This is a genomic window from Euzebya rosea (genome assembly GCF_003073135.1).
GTDB classification, from domain to species: Bacteria; Actinomycetota; Nitriliruptoria; order Euzebyales; family Euzebyaceae; genus Euzebya; species Euzebya rosea.
On the sequence record NZ_PGDQ01000024.1, the window covers coordinates 21,289 to 41,015 of the forward strand.

17 protein-coding genes are annotated in these 19,727 nt (G+C 71.6%); 8 read left to right on the top strand and 9 right to left on the bottom strand.

The genetic code is table 11. The features are described from left to right. Positions 1 to 314: 314 nt before the first annotated feature. Together CUC05_RS22715 and CUC05_RS22720 are read right to left on the bottom strand one after the other, a co-directional pair. Positions 315 to 743, bottom strand: a complete 429-nt coding sequence (locus CUC05_RS22715; protein WP_108668434.1) for an HIT family protein — start codon at positions 741 to 743, stop codon at positions 315 to 317. A 34-nt stretch (positions 744 to 777) separates the two neighbouring features. Continuing rightward, entirely contained in the window at positions 778 to 1,017 is a 240-nt protein-coding gene (locus CUC05_RS22720) for a hypothetical protein (protein ID WP_108668435.1), read from the bottom strand. Between the two features lie 59 nt (positions 1,018 to 1,076). Here CUC05_RS22720 and CUC05_RS22725 point away from each other — a divergent pair, with 59 nt between their 5' ends. The 3 genes from CUC05_RS22725 (at position 1,077) to msrA (ending at position 5,305) form a co-directional block, all read left to right on the top strand. Beyond that, a complete protein-coding gene (locus CUC05_RS22725; RefSeq protein WP_108668460.1) occupies positions 1,077 to 2,297 on the top strand; it encodes a metal-dependent hydrolase family protein in 1,221 nt (406 codons plus the stop codon). Between the two features lie 63 nt (positions 2,298 to 2,360). After that, positions 2,361 to 4,424 carry a cell wall-binding repeat-containing protein gene (locus CUC05_RS22730; RefSeq protein WP_108668436.1) on the top strand — a complete coding sequence of 688 codons (2,064 nt, stop codon included), beginning with the start codon at positions 2,361 to 2,363 and terminating at the stop codon, positions 4,422 to 4,424. 179 nt (positions 4,425 to 4,603) lie between these two features. Further along, positions 4,604 to 5,305 (top strand): peptide-methionine (S)-S-oxide reductase MsrA, encoded by a 702-nt coding sequence (gene msrA / locus CUC05_RS22735; protein WP_205712504.1) that lies wholly within the window; start codon positions 4,604 to 4,606, stop codon positions 5,303 to 5,305. A gap of 15 nt (positions 5,306 to 5,320) precedes the next feature. Here the strand turns inward: msrA and CUC05_RS22740 are convergent, their stop codons facing one another. Continuing rightward, positions 5,321 to 5,764 (bottom strand): DUF3291 domain-containing protein, encoded by a 444-nt coding sequence (locus CUC05_RS22740; RefSeq protein WP_157965906.1) that lies wholly within the window; start codon positions 5,762 to 5,764, stop codon positions 5,321 to 5,323. Positions 5,765 to 5,862: 98 nt separating this feature from the next. Here CUC05_RS22740 and CUC05_RS22745 point away from each other — a divergent pair, with 98 nt between their 5' ends. From CUC05_RS22745 to CUC05_RS22755, 3 genes are all read left to right on the top strand, one after another. Further along, positions 5,863 to 6,639, top strand: a complete 777-nt coding sequence (locus CUC05_RS22745) for a class I SAM-dependent methyltransferase (protein WP_108668438.1) — start codon at positions 5,863 to 5,865, stop codon at positions 6,637 to 6,639. A 405-nt stretch (positions 6,640 to 7,044) separates the two neighbouring features. Continuing rightward, on the top strand, positions 7,045 to 8,100 hold the full coding sequence (locus CUC05_RS22750; RefSeq protein ID WP_108668439.1) for a hypothetical protein: 1,056 nt from the start codon (positions 7,045 to 7,047) through the stop codon (positions 8,098 to 8,100). A gap of 134 nt (positions 8,101 to 8,234) precedes the next feature. Continuing rightward, positions 8,235 to 10,184, top strand: coding sequence for a cell wall-binding repeat-containing protein (locus tag CUC05_RS22755; protein WP_170128096.1), 1,950 nt, complete (start codon positions 8,235 to 8,237; stop codon positions 10,182 to 10,184). Between the two features lie 96 nt (positions 10,185 to 10,280). On the opposite strand, the gene CUC05_RS22760 is transcribed toward CUC05_RS22755, so the two are convergent. The 5 genes from CUC05_RS22760 to CUC05_RS22780 form a co-directional block, all read right to left on the bottom strand. Continuing rightward, positions 10,281 to 11,720, bottom strand: coding sequence for an aldehyde dehydrogenase family protein (locus tag CUC05_RS22760; protein ID WP_108668441.1), 1,440 nt, complete (start codon positions 11,718 to 11,720; stop codon positions 10,281 to 10,283). A gap of 118 nt (positions 11,721 to 11,838) precedes the next feature. Further along, the gene (locus CUC05_RS22765; RefSeq protein WP_108668442.1) at positions 11,839 to 12,612 is read right to left on the bottom strand and encodes an energy-coupling factor ABC transporter ATP-binding protein; all 774 of its coding nucleotides are present in this window, start codon (positions 12,610 to 12,612) and stop codon (positions 11,839 to 11,841) included. After that, complete coding sequence (gene cbiQ / locus CUC05_RS22770) at positions 12,609 to 13,373, bottom strand: cobalt ECF transporter T component CbiQ (RefSeq protein WP_108668443.1); 765 nt, start codon at positions 13,371 to 13,373, stop codon at positions 12,609 to 12,611. The genes CUC05_RS22765 and cbiQ overlap by 4 nt, the downstream gene beginning before the upstream one ends. 8 nt (positions 13,374 to 13,381) lie before the next feature. Then, positions 13,382 to 14,395, bottom strand: a complete 1,014-nt coding sequence (locus tag CUC05_RS22775; RefSeq protein ID WP_108668444.1) for an energy-coupling factor ABC transporter permease — start codon at positions 14,393 to 14,395, stop codon at positions 13,382 to 13,384. A 96-nt stretch (positions 14,396 to 14,491) separates the two neighbouring features. After that, entirely contained in the window at positions 14,492 to 14,923 is a 432-nt protein-coding gene (locus CUC05_RS22780) for a Fur family transcriptional regulator (RefSeq protein ID WP_157965907.1), read from the bottom strand. Between the two features lie 161 nt (positions 14,924 to 15,084). On the opposite strand from CUC05_RS22780, the gene CUC05_RS22785 reads away from it, so the two are divergent. Together CUC05_RS22785 and CUC05_RS22790 are read left to right on the top strand one after the other, a co-directional pair. Beyond that, positions 15,085 to 16,833: a VanW family protein gene (locus CUC05_RS22785; RefSeq protein ID WP_108668446.1), complete on the top strand. Its 1,749-nt coding sequence runs from the start codon at positions 15,085 to 15,087 to the stop codon at positions 16,831 to 16,833. Next, the gene (locus CUC05_RS22790; protein WP_108668447.1) at positions 16,830 to 18,599 is read left to right on the top strand and encodes a cell wall-binding repeat-containing protein; all 1,770 of its coding nucleotides are present in this window, start codon (positions 16,830 to 16,832) and stop codon (positions 18,597 to 18,599) included. Before CUC05_RS22785 ends, CUC05_RS22790 begins: the two co-directional genes overlap by 4 nt. Positions 18,600 to 18,642: 43 nt before the next feature. Here the strand turns inward: CUC05_RS22790 and CUC05_RS22795 are convergent, their stop codons facing one another. Further along, the gene (locus CUC05_RS22795; RefSeq protein WP_108668448.1) at positions 18,643 to 19,629 is read right to left on the bottom strand and encodes a carbohydrate kinase family protein; all 987 of its coding nucleotides are present in this window, start codon (positions 19,627 to 19,629) and stop codon (positions 18,643 to 18,645) included. Between the last annotated feature and the right edge of the window lie 98 nt (positions 19,630 to 19,727).

Here is a 19,727-nt window from a genome sequence, read left to right on the forward strand (position 1 = left end):
CTGTGCAACGCCTGTGTGCGTGAGCCAGCAGCGGAATCGTCACTGCGTGCGCGTGGGCCGCGGAGGGTCGCTGATGGGTCGGCGTGTGCGATGGACGCCGCCGGGGGGTGGGGATCGGGCGCGGGGTCGGGTGTGGTGTGCGCTGGCGGGCCCCATCGGGTGGGGATGCCACACGGCGCGCGGGGGCGGGTGGGGTGGACGCCCTCCACGGCGGGGGAACGCACACGCGGGCGGGGACGGTCGCCGGCTACCGCCCCCGGGGCGACGCGGGGAGGCGGCCCAGCAGAGGGTGTGGGCTCAGCGCAGGTGTGGGCTCAGCGCAGGGCGGCGCGGAGGGTGTGCAGGACCTCGAGGCGGTGGGCGTCGTCGCGGTAGCCCGTCCGGGGCCAGAAGAACCCCTTCAGCCCGTCGCCCTTCGTCCGGGGGACCACGTGGACGTGCAGGTGCGGGACCGACTGGCTGACGATGTTGTTGTTGGCGACGAACGCCCCCTGGGCACCGAGCGCGGTCTGCATCGCCGTCACCGCCCGCTGGGCCACCCCGAACAACGGCGCGAGCTGCTCCGGGGGCAGCTCGTCGAGGGTGACGACGTGCTGGCGCGGGACGATCAGCAGGTGGCCGGGGAACAGCGGCCGGATGTCGAGGAACGCGACGACGTCCGGCTCGTCGACGACCAGCGTCTCCTCACCGGCGGTGCCGTTGCCGCCGGCGATGACCTCGCAGAACACACAGGGCTTCGCCATGGCTGGTCAGGCTAGGCCCTGCGTTCACGGGGGCCTAGACGGGGCCGAGGTCCTGCCCGGCCAGCGGCGGGCGGACACCCGAGACCGCCTGGCATCCCGGGCAGAGCTTGCCCATGTCGACGTTCTCGTGGTGCACGAGGTGGATGCGGCCGGGCAGGCCGCAGTCGGTGGTGCCGTCGGCCTCGGTCACGGTCAGGTCCGCCACCTGCGCCGCGGAGGCGTGATGGATCATCGAGCGGTCGTCGTCCAGCCAGACACGAATCTTCGGTTCCATGTCCCTTCGCTACCCCGTCACCGCGGCCAGCAACCGCCTGTCCTGCCATGATGCGCGGCATGACCGCCGCAGGAACCCTCACGATCGACAACGCCCGCATCTGGACCGGCACCGACGACGAGCTCGTCGAGGGGGCCATCCAGGTCCGCGACGGCATCGTGGAGGCCATCACCGACGCCGGGGACACCGACGGTCGGCCCGTGCTCGACGCCCGCGAACGGGTCGTGATCCCCGGCCTGGTCGACGCCCACTTCCACGCCTACGGCATCGGGCTGGACATGCTGGTCATGGAGGCCACGCCGCTCAGCTACGTCACGGCGAAGGCCGCCAAGCGGCTCGGCGGCGCGCTGCGTCGCGGGTTCACGACCGTGCGGGACGTCGCTGGCGGCGACATCGGCCTGCAGCGGGCCATCGACGAGGGCCTGATCGCCGGGCCCCGCTACCTCTTCACCGGCCCGGCGCTGTCCCAGACCGGCGGGCACGGCGACCCGCGGCCCGGGGACCTCGCGGTCGACACGTGCTGCCACCACACCTCCGAGGTCGTCGACGGGGTCGAACCCCTCCGCGTGGCCGTCCGCGAACGGTTCCGCACCGGCGCCCACGCGATCAAGATCATGACGTCCGGTGGCGTGATCTCCCTGACCGACCCGCTGCGCATCCCCCAGTACTCACCCGAGGAGGTCCGGGCGGTCTGCGACGAGGCGATCCGGCGCGGCAGCTACGTGGCCGCCCACGCCTACTCGCCGGAGGCCATCGTGCACTCCGTCGCCAACGGCGTGCGGTCGATCGAGCACGGCAACCTGCTGGACGCCGCGACCGCCCAGGTGATGGCCCGCTCGGGCGCGCTGCTGGTCCCGACCCTCGCCACCTACGACGCGATGGACCGGCGAGTCGACGAGATCGGCCTCACGCCGGTCCAGAAGGCCAAGAACCTGGAGGTCCTCGACCACGGCAAGCGGGCCATCGCCATCGCCGCCGAGGAGGGCGTGACCATCGGCTTCGGGACCGACCTGATGGGCGACCTCGAGGACGACCAGCTGCAGGGCCTGCGCCTGCAGCACGAGGTCATGGGCACCACCGGGGTCCTGCGAGCGGCCACCCGGGGCAACGCCGAGCTGATCGGGGACGACCGTGTCGGTCGGATCGGCGAGGGGTCCTTCGGCGACCTGGTCGTCCTTGCCCGCGACCCGTTCAGCGAGCCCGAGGCCCTGTGGGACCCTGCCGAGGACGCTCGTGACGTTGTCATCAACGGTGTTCCCGTCACCCGTCGGTCGGCCTAGACTCACGGGTGTTGCGGCCAGGCGGAGACCAACAGAGGGGCCGCTGAGACGGAGTTGATCGGCATGGCTACTCGCGTTCCCTTGCTCCTGCCGTTGGCGGCTGCGGTGACCCTGCTCGGGCTGCTCGCGGCGCTCGTGTCGGCGGCCCCGCCCGGTCGTGCCCAGTCCACGACGACCAGCGACGCGTTGCTGGTCGTCAAGTCCGAGGAAACGCCGTCCAACGTCGAGCTTGCGGTCCGGCTGTCGGAGGCCACCCCGCTGCCCGACACCACGACGGTGGTCATGGGCCGCAGCGACGTGTTCGCCGACTCCCTCGCCTCGGGCGTCCTGCAGAGCCGCAGCCCGCTGCTGCTGATCCCGCCGCAGGGTCCCGTGCCCGACCGCGTGCTCGCCGAGCTGCAGCGGCTCGGTGCCGACCGGGTCATCCTGCTCGGCGGCACCTCCGCGATCGGCGAGGTGGTCGAGCAGCAGCTCGTCGGCAGCTACGCCGTCGAGCGGCGCGCCGGCACGACCCGCATCGAGACGGCCACGACCATCGCGGCCATGGACGCCCCGCAGGCCACCACCGCCGTGCTCGCCCGTGCGTTCCCCTCCCCCGGTGGCGACCAGTCGCAGGCCTTCGCCGACGCCCTCGCGGCCGGGGGCATGGCGGCGGAGCTGGAGGCACCGGTGCTGCTGACCTCGACCGACACCCTGCCCGCCTCGACCCGCGACTACCTGGCGTCCTCCACCATCGAGGAGGTGCTGATCGTCGGGGGCACCGCAGCCATCTCCCAGGGGGTGGAGGACGAGGTCCGCGGCATGGGCATGGCGACGGCACGCATCTCCGGCCCCACCCGCTTCGACACGGCCGTCGCCGTGGCCGACCAGCTCGGCGCACAGGGTGCCGACGACGTCGAGCGGGTGACCCTCGTGGAGGGGCAGGGCGCCGACGCATGGGCCGGCGGGTTCGCTGCGGCAGCGCACTCCGCCCACTTCGACGCACCGATCGTCCTGGCCTCCGGGGACGCCCTGCCCGCCCCGACCAGCACGTTCCTGGCGGCCAACACCGGCGGGTTCGCCGTCCCGACCACGGCGACCGACGAGCCCGTCCTGACCTGCGTCACCCCGATCGCCGCCTGCGAGACGGCGCGCATCGACCTCGGCCTGCCCCCCTCGGCCAACGTGGTCTTCGTCCCGGCCAGCGCCACCACGTTGACCCCGGGGCAGGAGGTCACCGTCACGGTCGAGGGTGGCTCGACCGCGTTCGCCCAGGCCGCCGAGGTGACGATCGACGGGACGTGCCTGGACCAGCCGACCACCGCACCGCTGGAGGACGGGACCTACACCGTGGTGACGTCCCCCACCCTGCCCGAGCCGTGCACGCTGACCGTCGGCGTGCCGCTGTCCAACGGGTCGACGCAGACGACGACCGCCACCTACCCGGGCGGGACGATCAGCGGGACGGTGCGCTCGGCGACGACCGACGAACCCGTCGTCGGCGCGACCGTGACGTTGTCCTCTGGCGCCTCCGCCACGACGGGCACCGCGGGGGAGTACACGTTCACCGACCTGCCCGGCGGCAGCTACGTCCTGACCGCCGCCGCGGACGGATACGTGCCCGGTGCGCCGACGACCGTGGACGTCGTGCCGGCGCAGGACACCGCGGCCACGTTGCTGTTGTCGCCCGAGCTCGCCGCCGGGAGCCTGCGCATCGTGCTGTCGTGGGACGACGACCCGGCCGACCTCGACTCGCACCTGTGGACACCCGAGTCCCAGCCGTACCACGTCTTCTACGGGCCCCGCGGATCGCTGGAGGCGTGTCCGTTCGCGGCGCTCGACATCGACGACGTCAGCGGGTTCGGGCCGGAGACCATCACGATCAGCCAGGCCATTCCGGGCACCTACCGCTACGCCGTGCACCGGTTCTCCGGGGGCGAGACGCTGTCGCAGTCCAACGCCGTCGTGCAGGTCTTCGACAGCACCGGCCTGGTCGCGGAGATGGCGGTGCCGCTCAACGGCACGTTCGAGCACATCTGGTGGCACGTGTTCGACCTCGACGCCACGAACGGCACCATCGTCCCCGCCAACCGCCTGCTGACCGACGAGGCCGCCGTGGCCCCCTACGCGACCCCCAACGCCTGCTGACCACGCGGGCGCCCGTGTCAGATCGCCGCCGCCCGGTCGGCGCGATCGGGGCCTGCGTCGCCCACCGACGATGATCGGCGCGATCACAACGGCCACCTGCCACGCCGAGTCACCGTTCGCACTCCTCACGAGCTGGTGACATCGGGATAGCGTGGGCGGCCCGGCGCGTTGGAGGCGACATGTTCCGATTCCTGTCAGGCAACAAGACGACCATGGTCACCCGCGAGGACGCCCTGCCCGGCCGCGACGCCGAGCTCGCGGTGGCCGACCGCCACGTCGTGCTGGGCACGCCCCTGAAGGGCCCGTGGCCCGAGGGGCACGAGGTCATCACCTTCGGCATGGGCTGCTTCTGGGGGGCCGAGCGGATCTTCTGGCAGATCGACGGCGTGCACTCCACCGCCGCCGGCTACATGGGTGGCTGGACGAAGAACCCCACCTACGAGGAGACCTGCACCGCACGGACGGGCCACACCGAGGCCGTGCAGGTGGTCTACGACCCCGAGCAGGTCGACCTCGACGTGCTGCTGAAGGCGTTCTGGGAGAACCACGACCCGACGACGCCGAACCGGCAGGGCAACGACATCGGCACCCAGTACCGCTCGGCGGTCTACCCCACCACCGACGAGCAGATGGCGACCGTGCTGGACTCCCGTGCCCGCTACCAGCAGGCGTTGAAGGACGCTGGGTACGGCGAGATCAGCACCGAGATCCGTCCGGCCGACGAGGCAGGGGACGGGGTCTTCTACTACGCCGAGGACTACCACCAGGGCTACCTGCACAAGAACCCCGGCGGGTACTGCAACCACGGCTTCTGCCAGGTCGGCTACGACCTCGAGGCCCACGGCCAGGGTGCCGCGAAGGCCACGCTGCCCGAGGCGTGACGACCGAGGCGTGACTCAGCCGGGCGGGGGTGGGGGCGGCACCCCCGCACCGAGCGCGAACACGTCTGGGGAGGAGCCCTCCTCCCACAGCCGTCGCACCCGGTCGTGCGCCTCGGCGAGGTCGGGGACGTGTCCGTCGGGTACCCACCAGCAGGCGGTCGCTGGGGCGTCGTGCGGCTCGAACCACCGACCGCGAAGCAGCATGATGCGGCGATGCGGGTCGGTGAACGTGAACGCCTCGAGGTCGGCCATGGAACGCCAGACCGAGACGTTGACGACCCACCGCTCGTCACCCAGGAACGGGACGGCGGCAGCGTCCTCCAGCCGCCACACGAACCCGGCGGCCGCGTCCGCTGCCCGGTTGACGTGGGCGGCGGCCCGGACGAACCCGGCCATCCGCGGGCTGTCCAGCGGCGCCACGGCGTACGCCACGTTGACCTGCGCCAGGTGATGGTCCACGAACGGTAACGATACTCGTGTATCGCGGTCGACCGTATGGGCGTAGTGTGCGAGGCACCTGCCGGCAGCCGCCGGCCTGCCGAGGAGATGCAGTCCGCATGTTCGAGGACGGCGACGCCTACCAACGGTTCATGGGACGCTGGAGCGACCGGGTGGCCGCGAGCTTCGTGGCCGACCTCCACGTGCCGGACGAGTGCTGGTGGCTCGACGTCGGGTGCGGGTCGGGGGCACTGCTCGCCGCTGTCCTGCACGCACGCCGTCCTGCCCGACTGACCGGTCTCGACCCGTCACCCGCGCAGCTCGCCCTCGCCCGCCGTCGCCTGGCGACTACGAGCGAGGTGTCCCCCGAGCTGGTCCTCGGGTCGGCTGACGCGGTTCCGCTGGCCGACGGCGTCGTCGACGTGGCCGTCACGGGCCTGGTGCTCAACTTCTGCCCCGACCCCGGGTCGGCACTGGCGGAGCTGGTCAGGGTGACCCGCCCCGGGGGGACCGTGGCCGGCTACGTGTGGGACTACCGACACCCCGACTTCTTCCTCCGCCGCTACTGGGACGCGGCCGACCTCGAGGGTGTGCTGGGGAACGCCGACGAGCGCCACCGTTGGCCGGTCTGCACCGATGACGGCATGGCGGCCCTGCTGGCCGTCCATCCGGGCGCCGTGCAGGGGGCCATCACCATCGAGACCGCCTTCGCGTCCCACGAGGAGCTGTGGACGGGATACACGCTCGGCATCGGCCCCGTCGGCGCACACCTCGCCGGCCTGGACGGCCACCGACGGGCCCGGCTGCAGGATCGCCTGCGGGACGTGGTCGACGACGCCGGCGGCCCGGCCGCCCTGACCGCTCGCGCGTTGACGTTCTCCATCCCTGTGCCCTGAGCGACGGTCGGCCGCCGACCCGAGCGGGTCGGCAGCGGGATCGAGAGGGTCGGCGGCCGGATCGAGCGGCTCGATGAGGCGGGCCGGAACAGGGGGTTGTGCGGCATGACGACCGCCTGGTGCGGGGTCATGGTGGTCGAACCGGAGTCGTGGAGCACGAAGTCCTGACCTGCGGCGCCGCACTCCTGCTCGTCGCTCGTGCCGTCGCCGTTGGGATCACGGCACCCCGGGGTGTCGGGCAGCGGGTCGAACGTGGTGACCTCCGCAGGTCCTGTCCGTCCCGTCGAGGCCCGGCCCCCACAACGCCATCCCGGCCGCCGCCGCCGGTGACGGGCGTTCACCAAGTCCTACGAGTCCACTACATGGTCACCACGGAAGCCGTCGCTCCGCTAGCGTTGCGAGGCGATGATCGGCGACGACGTGGACCGGGTGCTGACCAAGCTCCAGCAGCTGGTCGCGGTCCCCTCGGTGGTGGGCTACGAAGGGCCCCTCATGCGGCACCTCGCGCGCGAGCTGCATACCGCCGGGCTCGACGTGACCAGCACCGAGGGAGGGGTCGTCGGCAACGGGGCACGCGGCGGCCGCGTGGTCATCTCGGCCCATGCCGACCGCCACGGACTGATCTGCACCGCACCGGGCACCTTCACCTACGCCGCACACGTCCTGCCGGCGATCCGAGGCGTGGCCAACTCCCATCGCCACGCGTTCGCCGAGACGGTGTGCACGCGCTTCGGGGACGAGGAGGTACGGGCCTACGACCCGCGCACCGGTCACACGGTGGCCGACGGACGGGTCGACCACATGGCGGTCTGCGGCATCGACGACCTCGGGATCGAGGTTCCGGTCAAGGGCCTCGACGCCATCCTCACCGCCACCCCGGTGGCCTTCCAGGGCAAGGTCACCCAGGACGGGCAGCACGTCCAGGCCCAGCTCGACAACGTGCTCGGCGTCGCCATGGCGCTGGTGCTGGTGGAGTCGGGGTTCGACGGCACGGTCGTGTTCACCGCGGAGGAGGAGATCGGCGCCAGCTGGCGGTACCTCAACCACGAGCTGCTGCGCCACGTGCAGGCCCCGGAGACGTTGATCGTCCTGGACACCTCACCCTTCGACGACAGCGAAGCCGTCGACGTCGGGGCCGTCGTGCTCCGCTGGCGTGACGAAACCGCGCGCTTCTCCGTGCCCACCGTCAGCCGCCTCATCCAGATCTCGCAGTCCCACGACATCCCCGTCGTGGTCAAGGACCGGCTCATCGAGCGGCTCAACGAGGAACGCCGGTTCAACGGTCGGGACCTGCTGCCCCTGGGACGCACCGAGCTGGGGAGGCTCGTACGGGGGACGGCGGAGTTCGTCAACGGCGCCACCCTGCAGGTGCCGACGACAATGTACCACACCAACGCCGAGACCACGTCGGTCGCGGCGATCGCCAACGCGATGCGGGTCCTGCGCGACGCCACGGACTGAACGACGTCCGGCCCAAAAGAAACGGGACGACTTGTTCGCTTCCGTTCAAGTTCGCGGGCAGTATGGCCGACTAGTCACAAGTAGCCAGTCACGACAGTCCCTGTCACCCTCCCCGTACAAAGGTGATGCAGTCCATGAGTGTCCTTCTTCGTCGATCCGCCTTCGCCGGCGTGATCGCCGCGGTCCTCGCGATGGCGATGACCCTTCCCGCCCAGTCACAGATCCCCGGCCTCGACGACCTCCCCGTCGCGCCCCCCGGCGTCATCGGTGCCATCCTCGACCCCCTCGAGGACGTGATCGAGACGATCACCGACCCGCTCGGTGACGCCCTCGGCGACGTGCCGTTCGACAACGCCGTCCGGCTCGACGCCAACGATGCGGTCGAGGCCTCGATCGCCCTGTCGCGCATCACGTTCGACAGCGCCAACCTGGTCATGATCGGTCGTGACGACGTGTTCGCCGACTCGCTGTCCTCCGTCGCCTCCCAGGGCATCGCCGGTGCGCCGCTGCTGCTGACCCAGACCGACGACCTCGACCTGCGGATCGCCGACGAGCTGACCCGCCTCGGGGCGACCGAGATCCTGCTGCTCGGCTCCGAGGATGCGATCTCCCCCGACCTGGAGTCCAAGTTCGTCGCCAACTTCGGCGAGGACAACGTCAGCCGCGTGGGTGGCCCCTCCCGCGTGGAGACCGCCGCCATGCTGGCCGAGCACGTCGCCCCCAACGCCGACACCGCCCTGCTGATGCGGGCCTACCCCGACGAGGGCACCGACCAGTCGCAGGCCTACGCCGACGCCCTCGGTGCCGGCCCGCTGGGCTCCTCCATGGAGTACCCGGCACTGCTGACGACCACCGGGTACCTGCACCCCGCCGCCGAGGCGTACTTCGAGGACTCCGGGGTCGAGGAGGTCGTCATCGTCGGTGGCGAGGCTGCCATCGCCCCCGAGGTCGCCGACACCCTGACCGACATGGGGATCACCGTGACCCGTGTCGCCGGTGAGAACCGGTACGGCACCGCGATCGAGATCGCGCGCTTCATGGGCTTCCTCGACGCTGCCGACACCTCGCGCTTGATCCTGACCGAGGCCGGCTCCGTCGAGGAACCCCTGTGGTCGGCCGGGTTCTCCGCCGCCGCCCACGGTGCGGTCTACGAGGCCCCGGTCATCCTGGCCGACGGCCCGCTGCTGCCGCCGGAGACCATCGCCTACCTCGGTGACGGCCTGCTCTCCAACGCCCTGCGCCTCAACAACCTGCCGCTGATCTGCAACAGCTTCGTGGACTTCCTCGCCTGCGAGACCGCCGCGCTGCTGATGCTGGGCCTGCTGGACGAGGTCAACGAGCTGACCGGTGGTGTCCTCGAGGACGTCCTCGGCCCGGTCTTCGACCAGCTGCTCGACCTGCTCGAGGGCATCATCCCCGGCTCCGACGGCACGTCCCCGGGCCTGCTCGGCGCCATCCTGTCCATCATCGGCGTCGACGGCGACGAGGAGACCCCCGCGGGTGAGGACGGCACCGACTGCGACGGCGACGGCAACACCGACGACAGCGATGCCGACTGCCCGGACGACCAGAGCGCCGCGTTCGCCAGCGCCATGGCCGCCCAGCCGACCGAGGTCCGTGCCGCGTTCGAGCGCGTCATCGGCACCGAGGGCAACCGCGTCTCGACGTCCCGTCAGGCCGCGCTGATCCCGATCTTCGAGAACCTCGCCGACACCCTCGGTGGGCCGGTCGACACCTCCGACCCGGTCCGGGCCGCGGCGCTGGTCGCCATCCTCGACGCCATCGCCGACGTGCTCGGCTCGCAGTCACGGGTCGTCCCGCTGGACCAGCTGAACGACCTGCTGACCGGCGTGGAGACGCTGCTCGACGGCCTGGTGGAGGACTCGGCGCTCGGGTCGCTCGGTGACCTGGTCGACATCCTCGACATCGACTCCTCCGACACGGTGACCGGCTTGGTCACCGAGGTCACGGGCATCCTCGGTGGGCTGTCGGGCTTCGACTCCTCCACCCGGAGCTTCACCGACCGCTACGGCGACGAGGCCGCCGCGCTGGAGCAGACGCTGGAGCGGCTGACCGCCCAGTAGGACCGCCGACGGAAGGCCGCCGCCTTCCGCCGCACACGACGAGCGCCCGAGGTCATCAGACCTCGGGCGCTCGACGTCGTTGGTCGGTCGGCTGGATCAGTCCTCGCGGGGGGTCCAGCCCATGACGGCCTTGGTCTCGAGGTACTCCTCGAAGCCCAGCTGGCCCCACTCGCGTCCGTTGCCCGACTGCTTGTAGCCGCCGAACGGGGCGAAGATGTCGGCCGGGGCGCCGTTGAGGTGGACCATCCCGGTCCGCAGCTGGCTGGCCACCGCGCGAGCTCGCTCGATGTCGCCGGAGTTGACGTAGCCCGACAGCCCGTAGGGGTTGTCGTTGGCGATCTCGATGGCCTCGGCCTCGTCGTCGTAGCCGATGATCGTCATGACCGGCCCGAAGATCTCCTCACGGGCGATGCGCATGTCGTTGGTGGCGTTGGTGAACACCGTCGGCTTCACGAAGTAGCCCGTGTCGACGCCGTCGGGACGGCCGGTGCCGCCCGCGGTCAGGGTCGCGCCCTCGTCGATGCCGGACTGGATCAGGCCCTGGATCCGGTCGAACTGCGCCTGGTTGACGACCGGTCCGATGACCATGCCCTCGGCGGACCCGTCGGGGCCGGCGGTCACCGACTCGGCGGCTGCCCTGGCGATCTCGGCGACCTCGTCCATGCGGTCGTTGGGGACCAGCATGCGGGTGCCCGCGTTGCAGGACTGCCCGCTGTTGCTCATCATGCCCTTGACGTCGCGACGGACGACCTTCGCGAAGTCGGCGTCGTCCAGGACGATGTTGGCGGACTTGCCGCCGAGCTCCAGGGCCACCCGCTTGACGGTGTCGGCCGCGGCCTTCTGGACCAGGATGCCGGCACGGGTCGAGCCGGTGAAGCTCATCATGTCGATGTCGGGGTGGGACGACATGGCGGCACCGACCGACGGCCCGTCGCCGTTGACGAGGTTGAACACACCGTTGGGGACACCGGCGGCGTCGAGGATCTCGGCCAGGACGATGGCGTCGAGCGGGGCGACCTCCGACGGCTTGAGGACCATCGTGCAGCCGGTGGCCAGCGCCGGGGCGACCTTGCAGGTGATCTGGTTCTGCGGCCAGTTCCACGGGGTGATCATGCCGACGACGCCGACGGGCTCGTGGCGGAGCCGGGTGGTGCGCTGGTCGACCTCGAACTCGTAGTTCTGCAGGACCTTGCTGGCGGCCTTGAAGTGGCCGTAGCCGGAGGGGATCTGCACCTTCGACGCGAAGGACATGGGGCAGCCCATCTCGTCGTGGAGGACCTGGGCCAGGTCGTCCATCCGCAGCTTGTACTGGTTCATGACCTCCTGCAGCAGGTCCAGCCGCTCCTCACGGGTGGTCCGGGAGAAGGTCGTGAACGCGCGCTTCGCTGCAGCGACGGCGGCGTCGACGTCGGCCGCAGCACCCATGGCGATGGTGGCGAGGGGCTCCTCGGTCGTCGGGTTGATGACGTCGAGGGTGGCGTCGGTCGTCGGCGGCACCCACTTGCCGTCGATGTAGAACTCTCGGGTGTGCTCCATGGCTCGGCCCTCCGGGGCTGGTGGTTGACGACGGTGTCAGGTGCGCATCGTAGTCCCGGCCGCCCCAGCCGCCCCTGCCTCGTTGGCTGAAGAGACGGGGTCCCGCCCGCCTCACACCTCAGGGGGTGCGGCGGGCAGCCCAGCCGGCGCGGGGGTCGAAGCCCAGCGGCAGCTCGAGGCGGTGGGCGTGGAGGAGGGGTTCGTCGGCGAGGATGTCCACGCATGAGCCGTCGGCGACCACTCGACCACCGGAGACGATGATCGCCCGGCCGCACAGCTCGAGCGCGAACGGCAGGTCGTGGGTGATCAGCAGCTTGGTGATCGGCAGCGTGGCCAGGACCCCCGCGAGCTCGCGACGGCCCGCCGGGTCCAGGCCCGACGTCGGCTCGTCCAGGACCAGCACGTCGGGCTGCATCGACAGCACGGTGGCCAGCGCCACACGACGTCGTTCGCCGCCCGACAGGTGGTGCGGGGCACGATCGATCAGGCCGCTGGCGCCGACCATCTCCAGCGCCTCGGCGACCCGCGCGTCCAGCTCGCCGTCGCGCAGACCCAGGTTGTGGGGGCCGAACGCCACGTCCTCGCGCACCGACGGCATGAACAGCTGGTCGTCGGTGTCCTGGAAGACCATGCCGACGCGGCGGCGGATCTCCGGCAGGTGGTCGTCGGCGATCGGCAGGCCGCTGATGGCCGCCCGGCCCTCCTGCAGCTCGTGGATGCCGTTGAGGTGCAGGGCGAACGTGGTCTTGCCCGACCCGTTGGGCCCCAGCACGGCCACGGACTCGCCGGCACCGACGGTGAGGGTGAAGCCGTCGAGCGCCCGATGGCCGTCGGGATAGGTGAAGCCGACGCCGTCGAGGTCGATCACGGGGGCAGGGGTGGGAGCGGTCACAGGCCGGCCACCGTACCCACGGTCGCCGCCAACGAGACGGCCGGCAGCCACAGCACGGCCAGCCACTGGCGGGCGTCGCCGTGCCGCAACGAGGGTGCCGGCATCTCACCGGTGAACCCGCGGGCCAGCATGGCGGCGTGCACCCGCTCCCCTCGTTCGTAGGACCGGACGAACAGCGCACCGGCGGAGGAGGCGATCGGCTTGACCTGCCACAACCAGCGGGGGTCGTACCCGCGGGCGGTCATGGCGGTGCGCATGCGGCCGAGCTCGCTGGTCAGCACCTCGAGGTAGCGGATCATGAACGTGGCGATCGTCGTGAGGACGGCCGGTACCCGTAGGCGTGCGAGGCCGGCCATGACCGCCGGCGTCTCGGTCGTCCCTGCCAGCACCACCGTGGTCGACGCGCCGATCACCGACTTGGCGATGATGGCCCGGGCCGCCGCCAGGCCCTCGGCCGACACGGCCACACCCAGCACCTCGACCCGGTCGCCCGACGCGATGAACGGGATGAAGACGGCGAAGACGACGAAGGGCAGCACGACCAGCGCACGGGAGGCGACGAAGCGCAGCGGCAGCTCGGCCAGCCGTACGACCACCACCAGGGCAAGGGCGTCGACGGCGAACGCCCACGTGCCCTCGTTGGGGGTCAACGCCACACCGATGACGAAGAGGAAGGCCGCGGCGACCTTCACCTCCGGGGCAAGGCGGTGGACGGGGCTGTGCCCGTGGACGTACAGCGCGTGGGCGTGGCCGGCGGCCATGCGCCCGTCTAGACCTCGGTGGGCGTGCGGCCCACGTCAGGCGTGTCGCCCCGCGCTCGCCGTGACCCGCGGACCGCCAGCAGCAGGCCGCCGCCGACCAGCAGCACCAGGACGAGGCCGGTCACGCCGGCGACGGCCAGGCTGAGCTGTTCGTTGTCGATCCCGGCGGTGGCGTAGTCGGCGAAGATGCCGCCGGCCAGGGAGTGTTCCTCGCCCTGCTCGACGAACTCGAGGTCCTCCGCCACCCGCTCCAGGCCGTCCGGGTCGGACGCGGCGAACTGGCTGACGACCGTGGCGAACAGGACGGCCACGAGCAGCCCGGCGACGGCGAAGGCCTTCATCGACACCTTGGGTCGATCGGCGAGCTGTGCCCGGTCGAGGTCCTGCGCACCGTGCACGAGGTCGGGACGGGCCGCCAGCACGGCGCCGACGGCCAGCGCGGTCAGCACCGCCTCGCCCACCCCGATCAGCAGGTGCACGCCCACCATCGCGCCGAACACGGTGTCGAAGGCCACGGGGGCCGACGCGCCGAACAGCCACTCCAGGGAGAACGCCATGGACGACAGCACGACCGAGGCCAACGCCGCCACGCCGGAGGCGGCCACGACGCCGCTGCCGTTGGCGGGCAGGATCCGACGCATCAGCACGAACACGCCGTAGCCACCGAACGACGTCACCACGGCCATGTTCAGCACGTTGTAGCCCAGCGCCGTCAGGCCGCCGTCGGCGAACCCCAGGGCCTGCACGATCACCACGACGGTGACGACCAGCGCACCCATCCACGGGCCCAGCAGGATCGCCGCCAGCGCGCCGCCGAGCAGGTGTCCGGTCGTGCCGGCCGCCACGGGGAAGTTGAACATCTGCGCGGCGAAGACGAACGCCGCCGCGATGCCGGCCAACGGGATCTGCTTGTCGCGCAGCCGGTCACGCGTCTGCCGCAGCGCCACCGCGACGGCCCCCGTGCTGATCGCCCCCGTCGCCACGGCAGTGCCTGCGGTCAGGAACCCATCTGGTGCATGCACGGCATGCCTTTCACCTCGGTCCGGCTGTGCTGCCACCGAGTCTGCCCTTGTTGCGAACCGTTCGCAATGACTGTCGTCGTGGGTGCCGAGCGGTCCTCAGCCGGCAGTGTCACCGCATGCGGCGCAGCGGCCGCGGACCGTCAGGTCGACCTGGTCGACCGCGAACCCGTGGCCGTCCTGGAGGTGGTCGCGCACGGTCTGCACCAGCGTCCCGACGTGGTGGTCCACCGCGCCGCACTCGGTGCAGACCAGGTGGAAGTCGTCGTCGGGGTGGGTGATCTCCCAGCGGCCTGCTGGGTCGTCGCCCAGCCGTGACTGCCGGACCAGCTCGAGCTCCTCGAACAGGGTGAGGGTGCGGTAGACCGACGCGAGGTTCACGCTGGCGTCCTGCTGCTCGACCCGGTCGGCCAGCTCCTCAGCCGTCAGGTGGTCGTCGGCATCCACGAGGGCCGCCCACACCGCGGTGCGGGGACGGGTGATGCGATGCCCGCCGGCCCGCAGCACCGCTTCGACATCCTGCGCCGTCATGTGGTCGAAGCCTCCATGGGTCGAGCATAGATCCGCGCCCGGTCCGTCGTTTCCCCACGGGTACGCGTCAGCCCGGTTGGTCGGCCCCTCGTCGCCCTCGGGCGTCATGGGCAGCCGGACTTCTCGGCTCGTGACGTGCCCGCGCACTACCGTCGAGGGTCATGACCGCTCGCCAGAGGACCTGGGCCATCGCCGTCGGCGTGGCTGTTGTCGTCGTGCTCGCCGCCGGCGGGTTCGCCGCCGTCAAGGCGCAGGACCTCCCGCCCGGCACCACGCTGGCGGGTGAACCCGTCGGCGACCCGGCCGCGGCGGTCGAGACGGCCGAGCGGATCGGCCAGCGGCTCGTGTCCATGCCGGTCGTGGTCGCCACCGGCGAGGAACGGGCAGAGGTCACCGCTGGCGCGCTCGGTGTCAGCTTCGACGTCCAGGGCGTCGCCCGCGCCGCCGAGAACGCCACGGGCCTTGACGACTGGCTCGCGCGAGTGAGCGGTGGTGAGGCGACCGTGCTGCCCGTCGGCCTGTTCTTCACCACCGGTGACACCGACGAGCTGGCGGCGCGACTGTCCAGCGAGCCAACCGACGGGGCGATCGAGATCACCGCGTCGGGCCTCCGCGTGACCGACGCGGTCGTGGGGATCGACGTGACCCCCACCATGATCAGCGAGGGCTTCCGCACCGCCGTCGCCGCGCTGGAGACCACCCCCTTCGCGGAGTGGCCGGCCAGCCTCCAGGTCCAGATCGAGGCCGACGAGGTCCAGCCGAGGATCACCCAGGTGAGCGTCGACGCCGCCGTCGAGCGGATCGAGGCGCTCACCGACACGCCCATCACCCTGCAGGCCCAGGCCGTTCCCGAGGACGCCCAGACCGTCGACGGGGTCGGCGTGCCGCTGCGGGAGACCATCGACGTCGAGCTCGGCGAGCAGGCGCTGGTCCAGCTGCTGGCGGTCGAGCAGGACCCCGACGCCATCGAACGCCAGCGCCTGCGCATCGTGCCGTCGGCGGCCAACCCGCCGCCTGCGCTGACCGCGTTCCTCGACCGTGCCGCCATCGGCCCGCTGCCCCGGATGCACGTCGAGGACCGCTCGCCCACCCCGACCAAGGACCCGCTCCCCGATCCGGGCAGCGGCGGCCCCGCCGACAACCCGGCCTACGGTGACGTCAGCACGGTGACTGGACGTCTGGTCAGCGAGGTCGGCGAACCGGGCCTCGACCCGGACCTCGACGCCACCGTCGAGGCGATCGTCGCCGCCATGGAGGCCGATCAGCCGACGGCCGAGGTGCAGGGGGAGGAGGTCACCGAGCCCGTCGACCCGGCTGACCTCGGCATCGTCGCGCCGGTCAGCACGTGGACCACGTTCTACGAGCCCGGTCAGGCGCGTGTCACCAACATCCATCGCATCGCCGAGATCGTGGACGGCATGCTCGTGCCGCCCGGCGGCAACCTCGACATCAACCATGCCGTGGGCGAGCGCACGCGCGAGGGTGGGTTCGTCGAGGCCGGCGCCATCCTCGAGGGCGAGTTCATCGACGACGTGGGCGGTGGGGTCAGCCAGTTCGGGACCACGTTCTTCAACGCGATGTGGTTCAGCGGGATCGACATCATCACCCACACCCCCCACTCGTTCTGGTTCGACCGCTACCCGGCGGGTCGCGAGGCGACGATCGACTACCCCGGGGTCGACCTGGAGCTGAACAACAACACGCCGCACTGGATACTGGTGGACACCGCAGTCACCGACGACTCCGTCACGGTCACCTTCTGGTCCACGCCCTGGTTCGAGGTCGAGACCACGATGGGCCCCCGTGAGCAGACCGCAGAGGGTTTCCGCATGTCGATCAGCCGCATCGCCACACCGCAGGAGGGCGCCGTCGACACCGACACGTTCCGAGTCGACTACAAGCTGCCATGACCACCACCTCCTCCTTCCCTCGGCGCAGCCGAGGGGCAGCCGCCCTGCTCGCCGCCATCGTCCTCCTCGGCACGATCTCGTTGCTGCCCGGCCCGGCCCGGGCACAGGCCGCCCCGGGCTGGGTGCCCTTCGCCGACGCCACCATCCACCCCGGCGTGCAGACCGTGACCGGGGGTGGGCAGTGCACCGCCAACTTCGTGTTCACCGACGATGCCGGTGCGGTCTACCTGGGCCAGGCCGCCCACTGCGCCAGCGACGACGGATCCGACGAGACCGACGGGTGCGCCGCCACCACACAGGGCATCGGCGTCGAGGTCCAGATCGACGGGGCGACCCGGCCGGGCGTGCTGGCCTACTCCAGCTGGGACACCATGCAGGCGGTCGGTGAGACCGACCCCAACGCCTGCCGGTTCAACGACCTGGCCCTCGTGCGGATCGATCCCGTCGACGTGCCGCTGGTCAACCCGAGCATCCCCCACTGGGGTGGTCCGCACGGGATCGTGGCCAGCACCGCACCCGGCGACACCGTCCACACCTACGGCAACTCCGGCCTGCGACCGGGGCTGAACGCCAAGACGGGCACCTCCCAGGGCCAGTCGGGAGAGGGGTGGACCCACACCGTCCGGACCGTCCTGAACCCGGGCATCCCCGGCGACTCGGGCAGCGCCTTCATCGACGCACAGGGACGGGCCTTCGGGGTCCTCTCGACCCTTGAGGTCCTGCCGAACATCGGCGCCAACGGCGTCAGCGACCTCTCGCGCATGCTCGCCTACCTCGAGGCGCACACCGACCTCGACGTCACGCTGGCCGACGGCACCCTGATCTTCGACGCCGACGGCGCCTCCATCGACACCGCCGCGGGGCAACCGCCCGCTCCCGACGACCGTGTCCAGCGGCTGTCGGGGGACTCCCGGGTCGAAACGGCGGTCGCCGCCTCGCGCGACGCGTTCGGCATGCTTGGCGCAGGGGCGGTCGTGCTCGGCCGCGCCGACGTCGCCGCCGACGCCCTGGCCGGCACCGCCCTGGCCGCCGACCGCACCGCGCCGGTGCTGCTGACCGGAGGCGACAGCCTGCACCCCGCCACGGAGGCCGAGATCCAGCGTGTCCTCCCGCCCGGCGGCACCGTCTACCTGCTCGGTGGCACCGCCGCGATCGGTGAGGCGGTCGCCAGCAGCCTGACCGCCGACGGCTACCAGGTCGTCCGGCTGGCCGGCGAGAGCCGGATCGAAACGGCCATCGCGGTGGCTGATGCGGTCACCGACGCCCCCGACACGGTCCTGCTGGCCGACGGGGCCGGGTTCACCGATGCGCTGGTCGCGGGACCCGCCGCCGACGCCGCCGGGGGCGTCGTCGTGCTGACCGACGGCACCCGCAGCCACCCCGCGGTGGATGCCTACCTCGCCGAGCACGGCGACGCCGAGGTGGTCACCGTCGGGGCCACCGCCACGACGGCGTACCCCGGCCGGCGTGCCGTCGGCGGGCAGGACCCGGTCCAGACGGCCGTCGCCGTTGCCGCCGAGTGGTTCCCGACCGCGACGGTCGTCGGCATCGCCCGTGTCGACGTCTTCGCCGACGCCCTCGCCGGCGGCGCCCACATCGCCCAGCGAGGCGGCCCCGTGCTGCTGTCGTCGTCGAGCAGCCTGTCGACGGCCACCGGCGACTACCTCCGCGGGGTTGCCGACACCGTCGACGACGCCGTGCTGTACGGCGGCACCGCCGCGCTGTCGGCAACCGTCGCCGACCAGGTCCGCGACGCGATCAGCTGACCGGCCGCGGCGTCGGACCCCGGCTGGTGGGGTCCGATGGTCCTCAGAAGTCGAGCGCCTCGATGATGGTCATGGCGGCGTCGTCCCCGTAGGCGGCCGCCAGCCGTGGGCGCAGGGCGGCGGGTGAGGCGACGTACTCCTGCGGGCCGACGGTCTCGAGGGCAAGCGTGGCGGTGGCGCACCCGAGCTGGGCGCTGGACTCCAGCGGCAGGCCGGCGGCCAGCCCGGACAGGAACCCGGCACGGAACGCGTCCCCGGCCCCGGTCGGCTCGAGCTCGACGTCGTCCTGCGGGGCGACGGCGAGGACGGTCAGCTCGTCCTGTCCCGGCTGCTCGATGCTGGCGCCCTTGGCCCCGTGGGTCGTGACCAGCACCTCGACCTGCTCTCGCAGCTCCTCGTCGGTCCACCCCGTCTTCTTGGTGATCAGCGACCGCTCGTAGTCGTTGCAGATCAGGTACTTGGCGCCCTCGATCAGCGGCCGGATCTCGGGGCCGTGCATGCGCGCGAGCTGCTGGCTCGGGTCGGCGACCACGTCGATGCCCATCGCATGGGCATCGCGGGTGTGGCGCAGCATGCCCTCGGGGCCGTTGGGGGAGACCACGACGAGGTCCAGTCCGCCGTGCACCTCGGCGATCGGCCCCAGGTCGATCTCCTTGCAGTCCTCCATCGCACCGGAGTAGAAGGTCGCGATCTGGGACTGGGCGGCGTCGGTGGTGCAGAGGAAGCGCGCCATGCCCTTGTCGGGGGAGACGTAGACGGAGTCGCAGTCGACGCCGTTGCGCTCCAGCCACGGCTTGTACTCGGCCAGGAAGTCGTCGCCGACGGCCCCGACGAGGATCGGCTTCGCGCCGAGCTGCCCCATGCCGTAGGCGATGTTGCCGCCCACGCCACCCCGGCGACGCTGCATCCCGTCGGCCAGGAAGCTCAGGCTCAAGCGCTCCAGCTGGTCGGCCAGGATCATGTCGGCGAACTTGCCGGGGAAGGTCAGGAGCAGGTCTTCGGCGATGGAGCCGGTCACAGCGATGCGCATGGGGAAGGTCCTCTGGGGTGAATGGCGACGCCCTACCGTAACCGTCCGTTCCCGACGGGTCCCGACCACCCGTCCACCGCTGACGCTGCGTAAGCCCC

Excerpts from the sequence above, each read along its gene's own strand:
- CUC05_RS22715 (WP_108668434.1), bottom strand. The coding sequence starts at position 743 with ATGGCGAAGCCCTGTGTGTTCTGCGAGGTCATCGCCGGCGGCAACGGC.
- CUC05_RS22720 (WP_108668435.1), bottom strand. The coding sequence starts at position 1,017 with ATGGAACCGAAGATTCGTGTCTGGCTGGACGACGACCGCTCGATGATC.
- CUC05_RS22725 (WP_108668460.1), top strand. The coding sequence starts at position 1,077 with ATGACCGCCGCAGGAACCCTCACGATCGACAACGCCCGCATCTGGACC.
- CUC05_RS22730 (WP_108668436.1), top strand. The coding sequence starts at position 2,361 with ATGGCTACTCGCGTTCCCTTGCTCCTGCCGTTGGCGGCTGCGGTGACC.
- msrA (WP_205712504.1), top strand. The coding sequence starts at position 4,604 with ATGTTCCGATTCCTGTCAGGCAACAAGACGACCATGGTCACCCGCGAG.
- CUC05_RS22745 (WP_108668438.1), top strand. The coding sequence starts at position 5,863 with ATGTTCGAGGACGGCGACGCCTACCAACGGTTCATGGGACGCTGGAGC.
- CUC05_RS22750 (WP_108668439.1), top strand. The coding sequence starts at position 7,045 with ATGATCGGCGACGACGTGGACCGGGTGCTGACCAAGCTCCAGCAGCTG.
- CUC05_RS22755 (WP_170128096.1), top strand. The coding sequence starts at position 8,235 with ATGAGTGTCCTTCTTCGTCGATCCGCCTTCGCCGGCGTGATCGCCGCG.
- CUC05_RS22760 (WP_108668441.1), bottom strand. The coding sequence starts at position 11,720 with ATGGAGCACACCCGAGAGTTCTACATCGACGGCAAGTGGGTGCCGCCG.
- cbiQ (WP_108668443.1), bottom strand. The coding sequence starts at position 13,373 with ATGGCCGCCGGCCACGCCCACGCGCTGTACGTCCACGGGCACAGCCCC.
- CUC05_RS22780 (WP_157965907.1), bottom strand. The coding sequence starts at position 14,923 with ATGACGGCGCAGGATGTCGAAGCGGTGCTGCGGGCCGGCGGGCATCGC.
- CUC05_RS22785 (WP_108668446.1), top strand. The coding sequence starts at position 15,085 with ATGACCGCTCGCCAGAGGACCTGGGCCATCGCCGTCGGCGTGGCTGTT.
- CUC05_RS22790 (WP_108668447.1), top strand. The coding sequence starts at position 16,830 with ATGACCACCACCTCCTCCTTCCCTCGGCGCAGCCGAGGGGCAGCCGCC.
- CUC05_RS22795 (WP_108668448.1), bottom strand. The coding sequence starts at position 19,629 with ATGCGCATCGCTGTGACCGGCTCCATCGCCGAAGACCTGCTCCTGACC.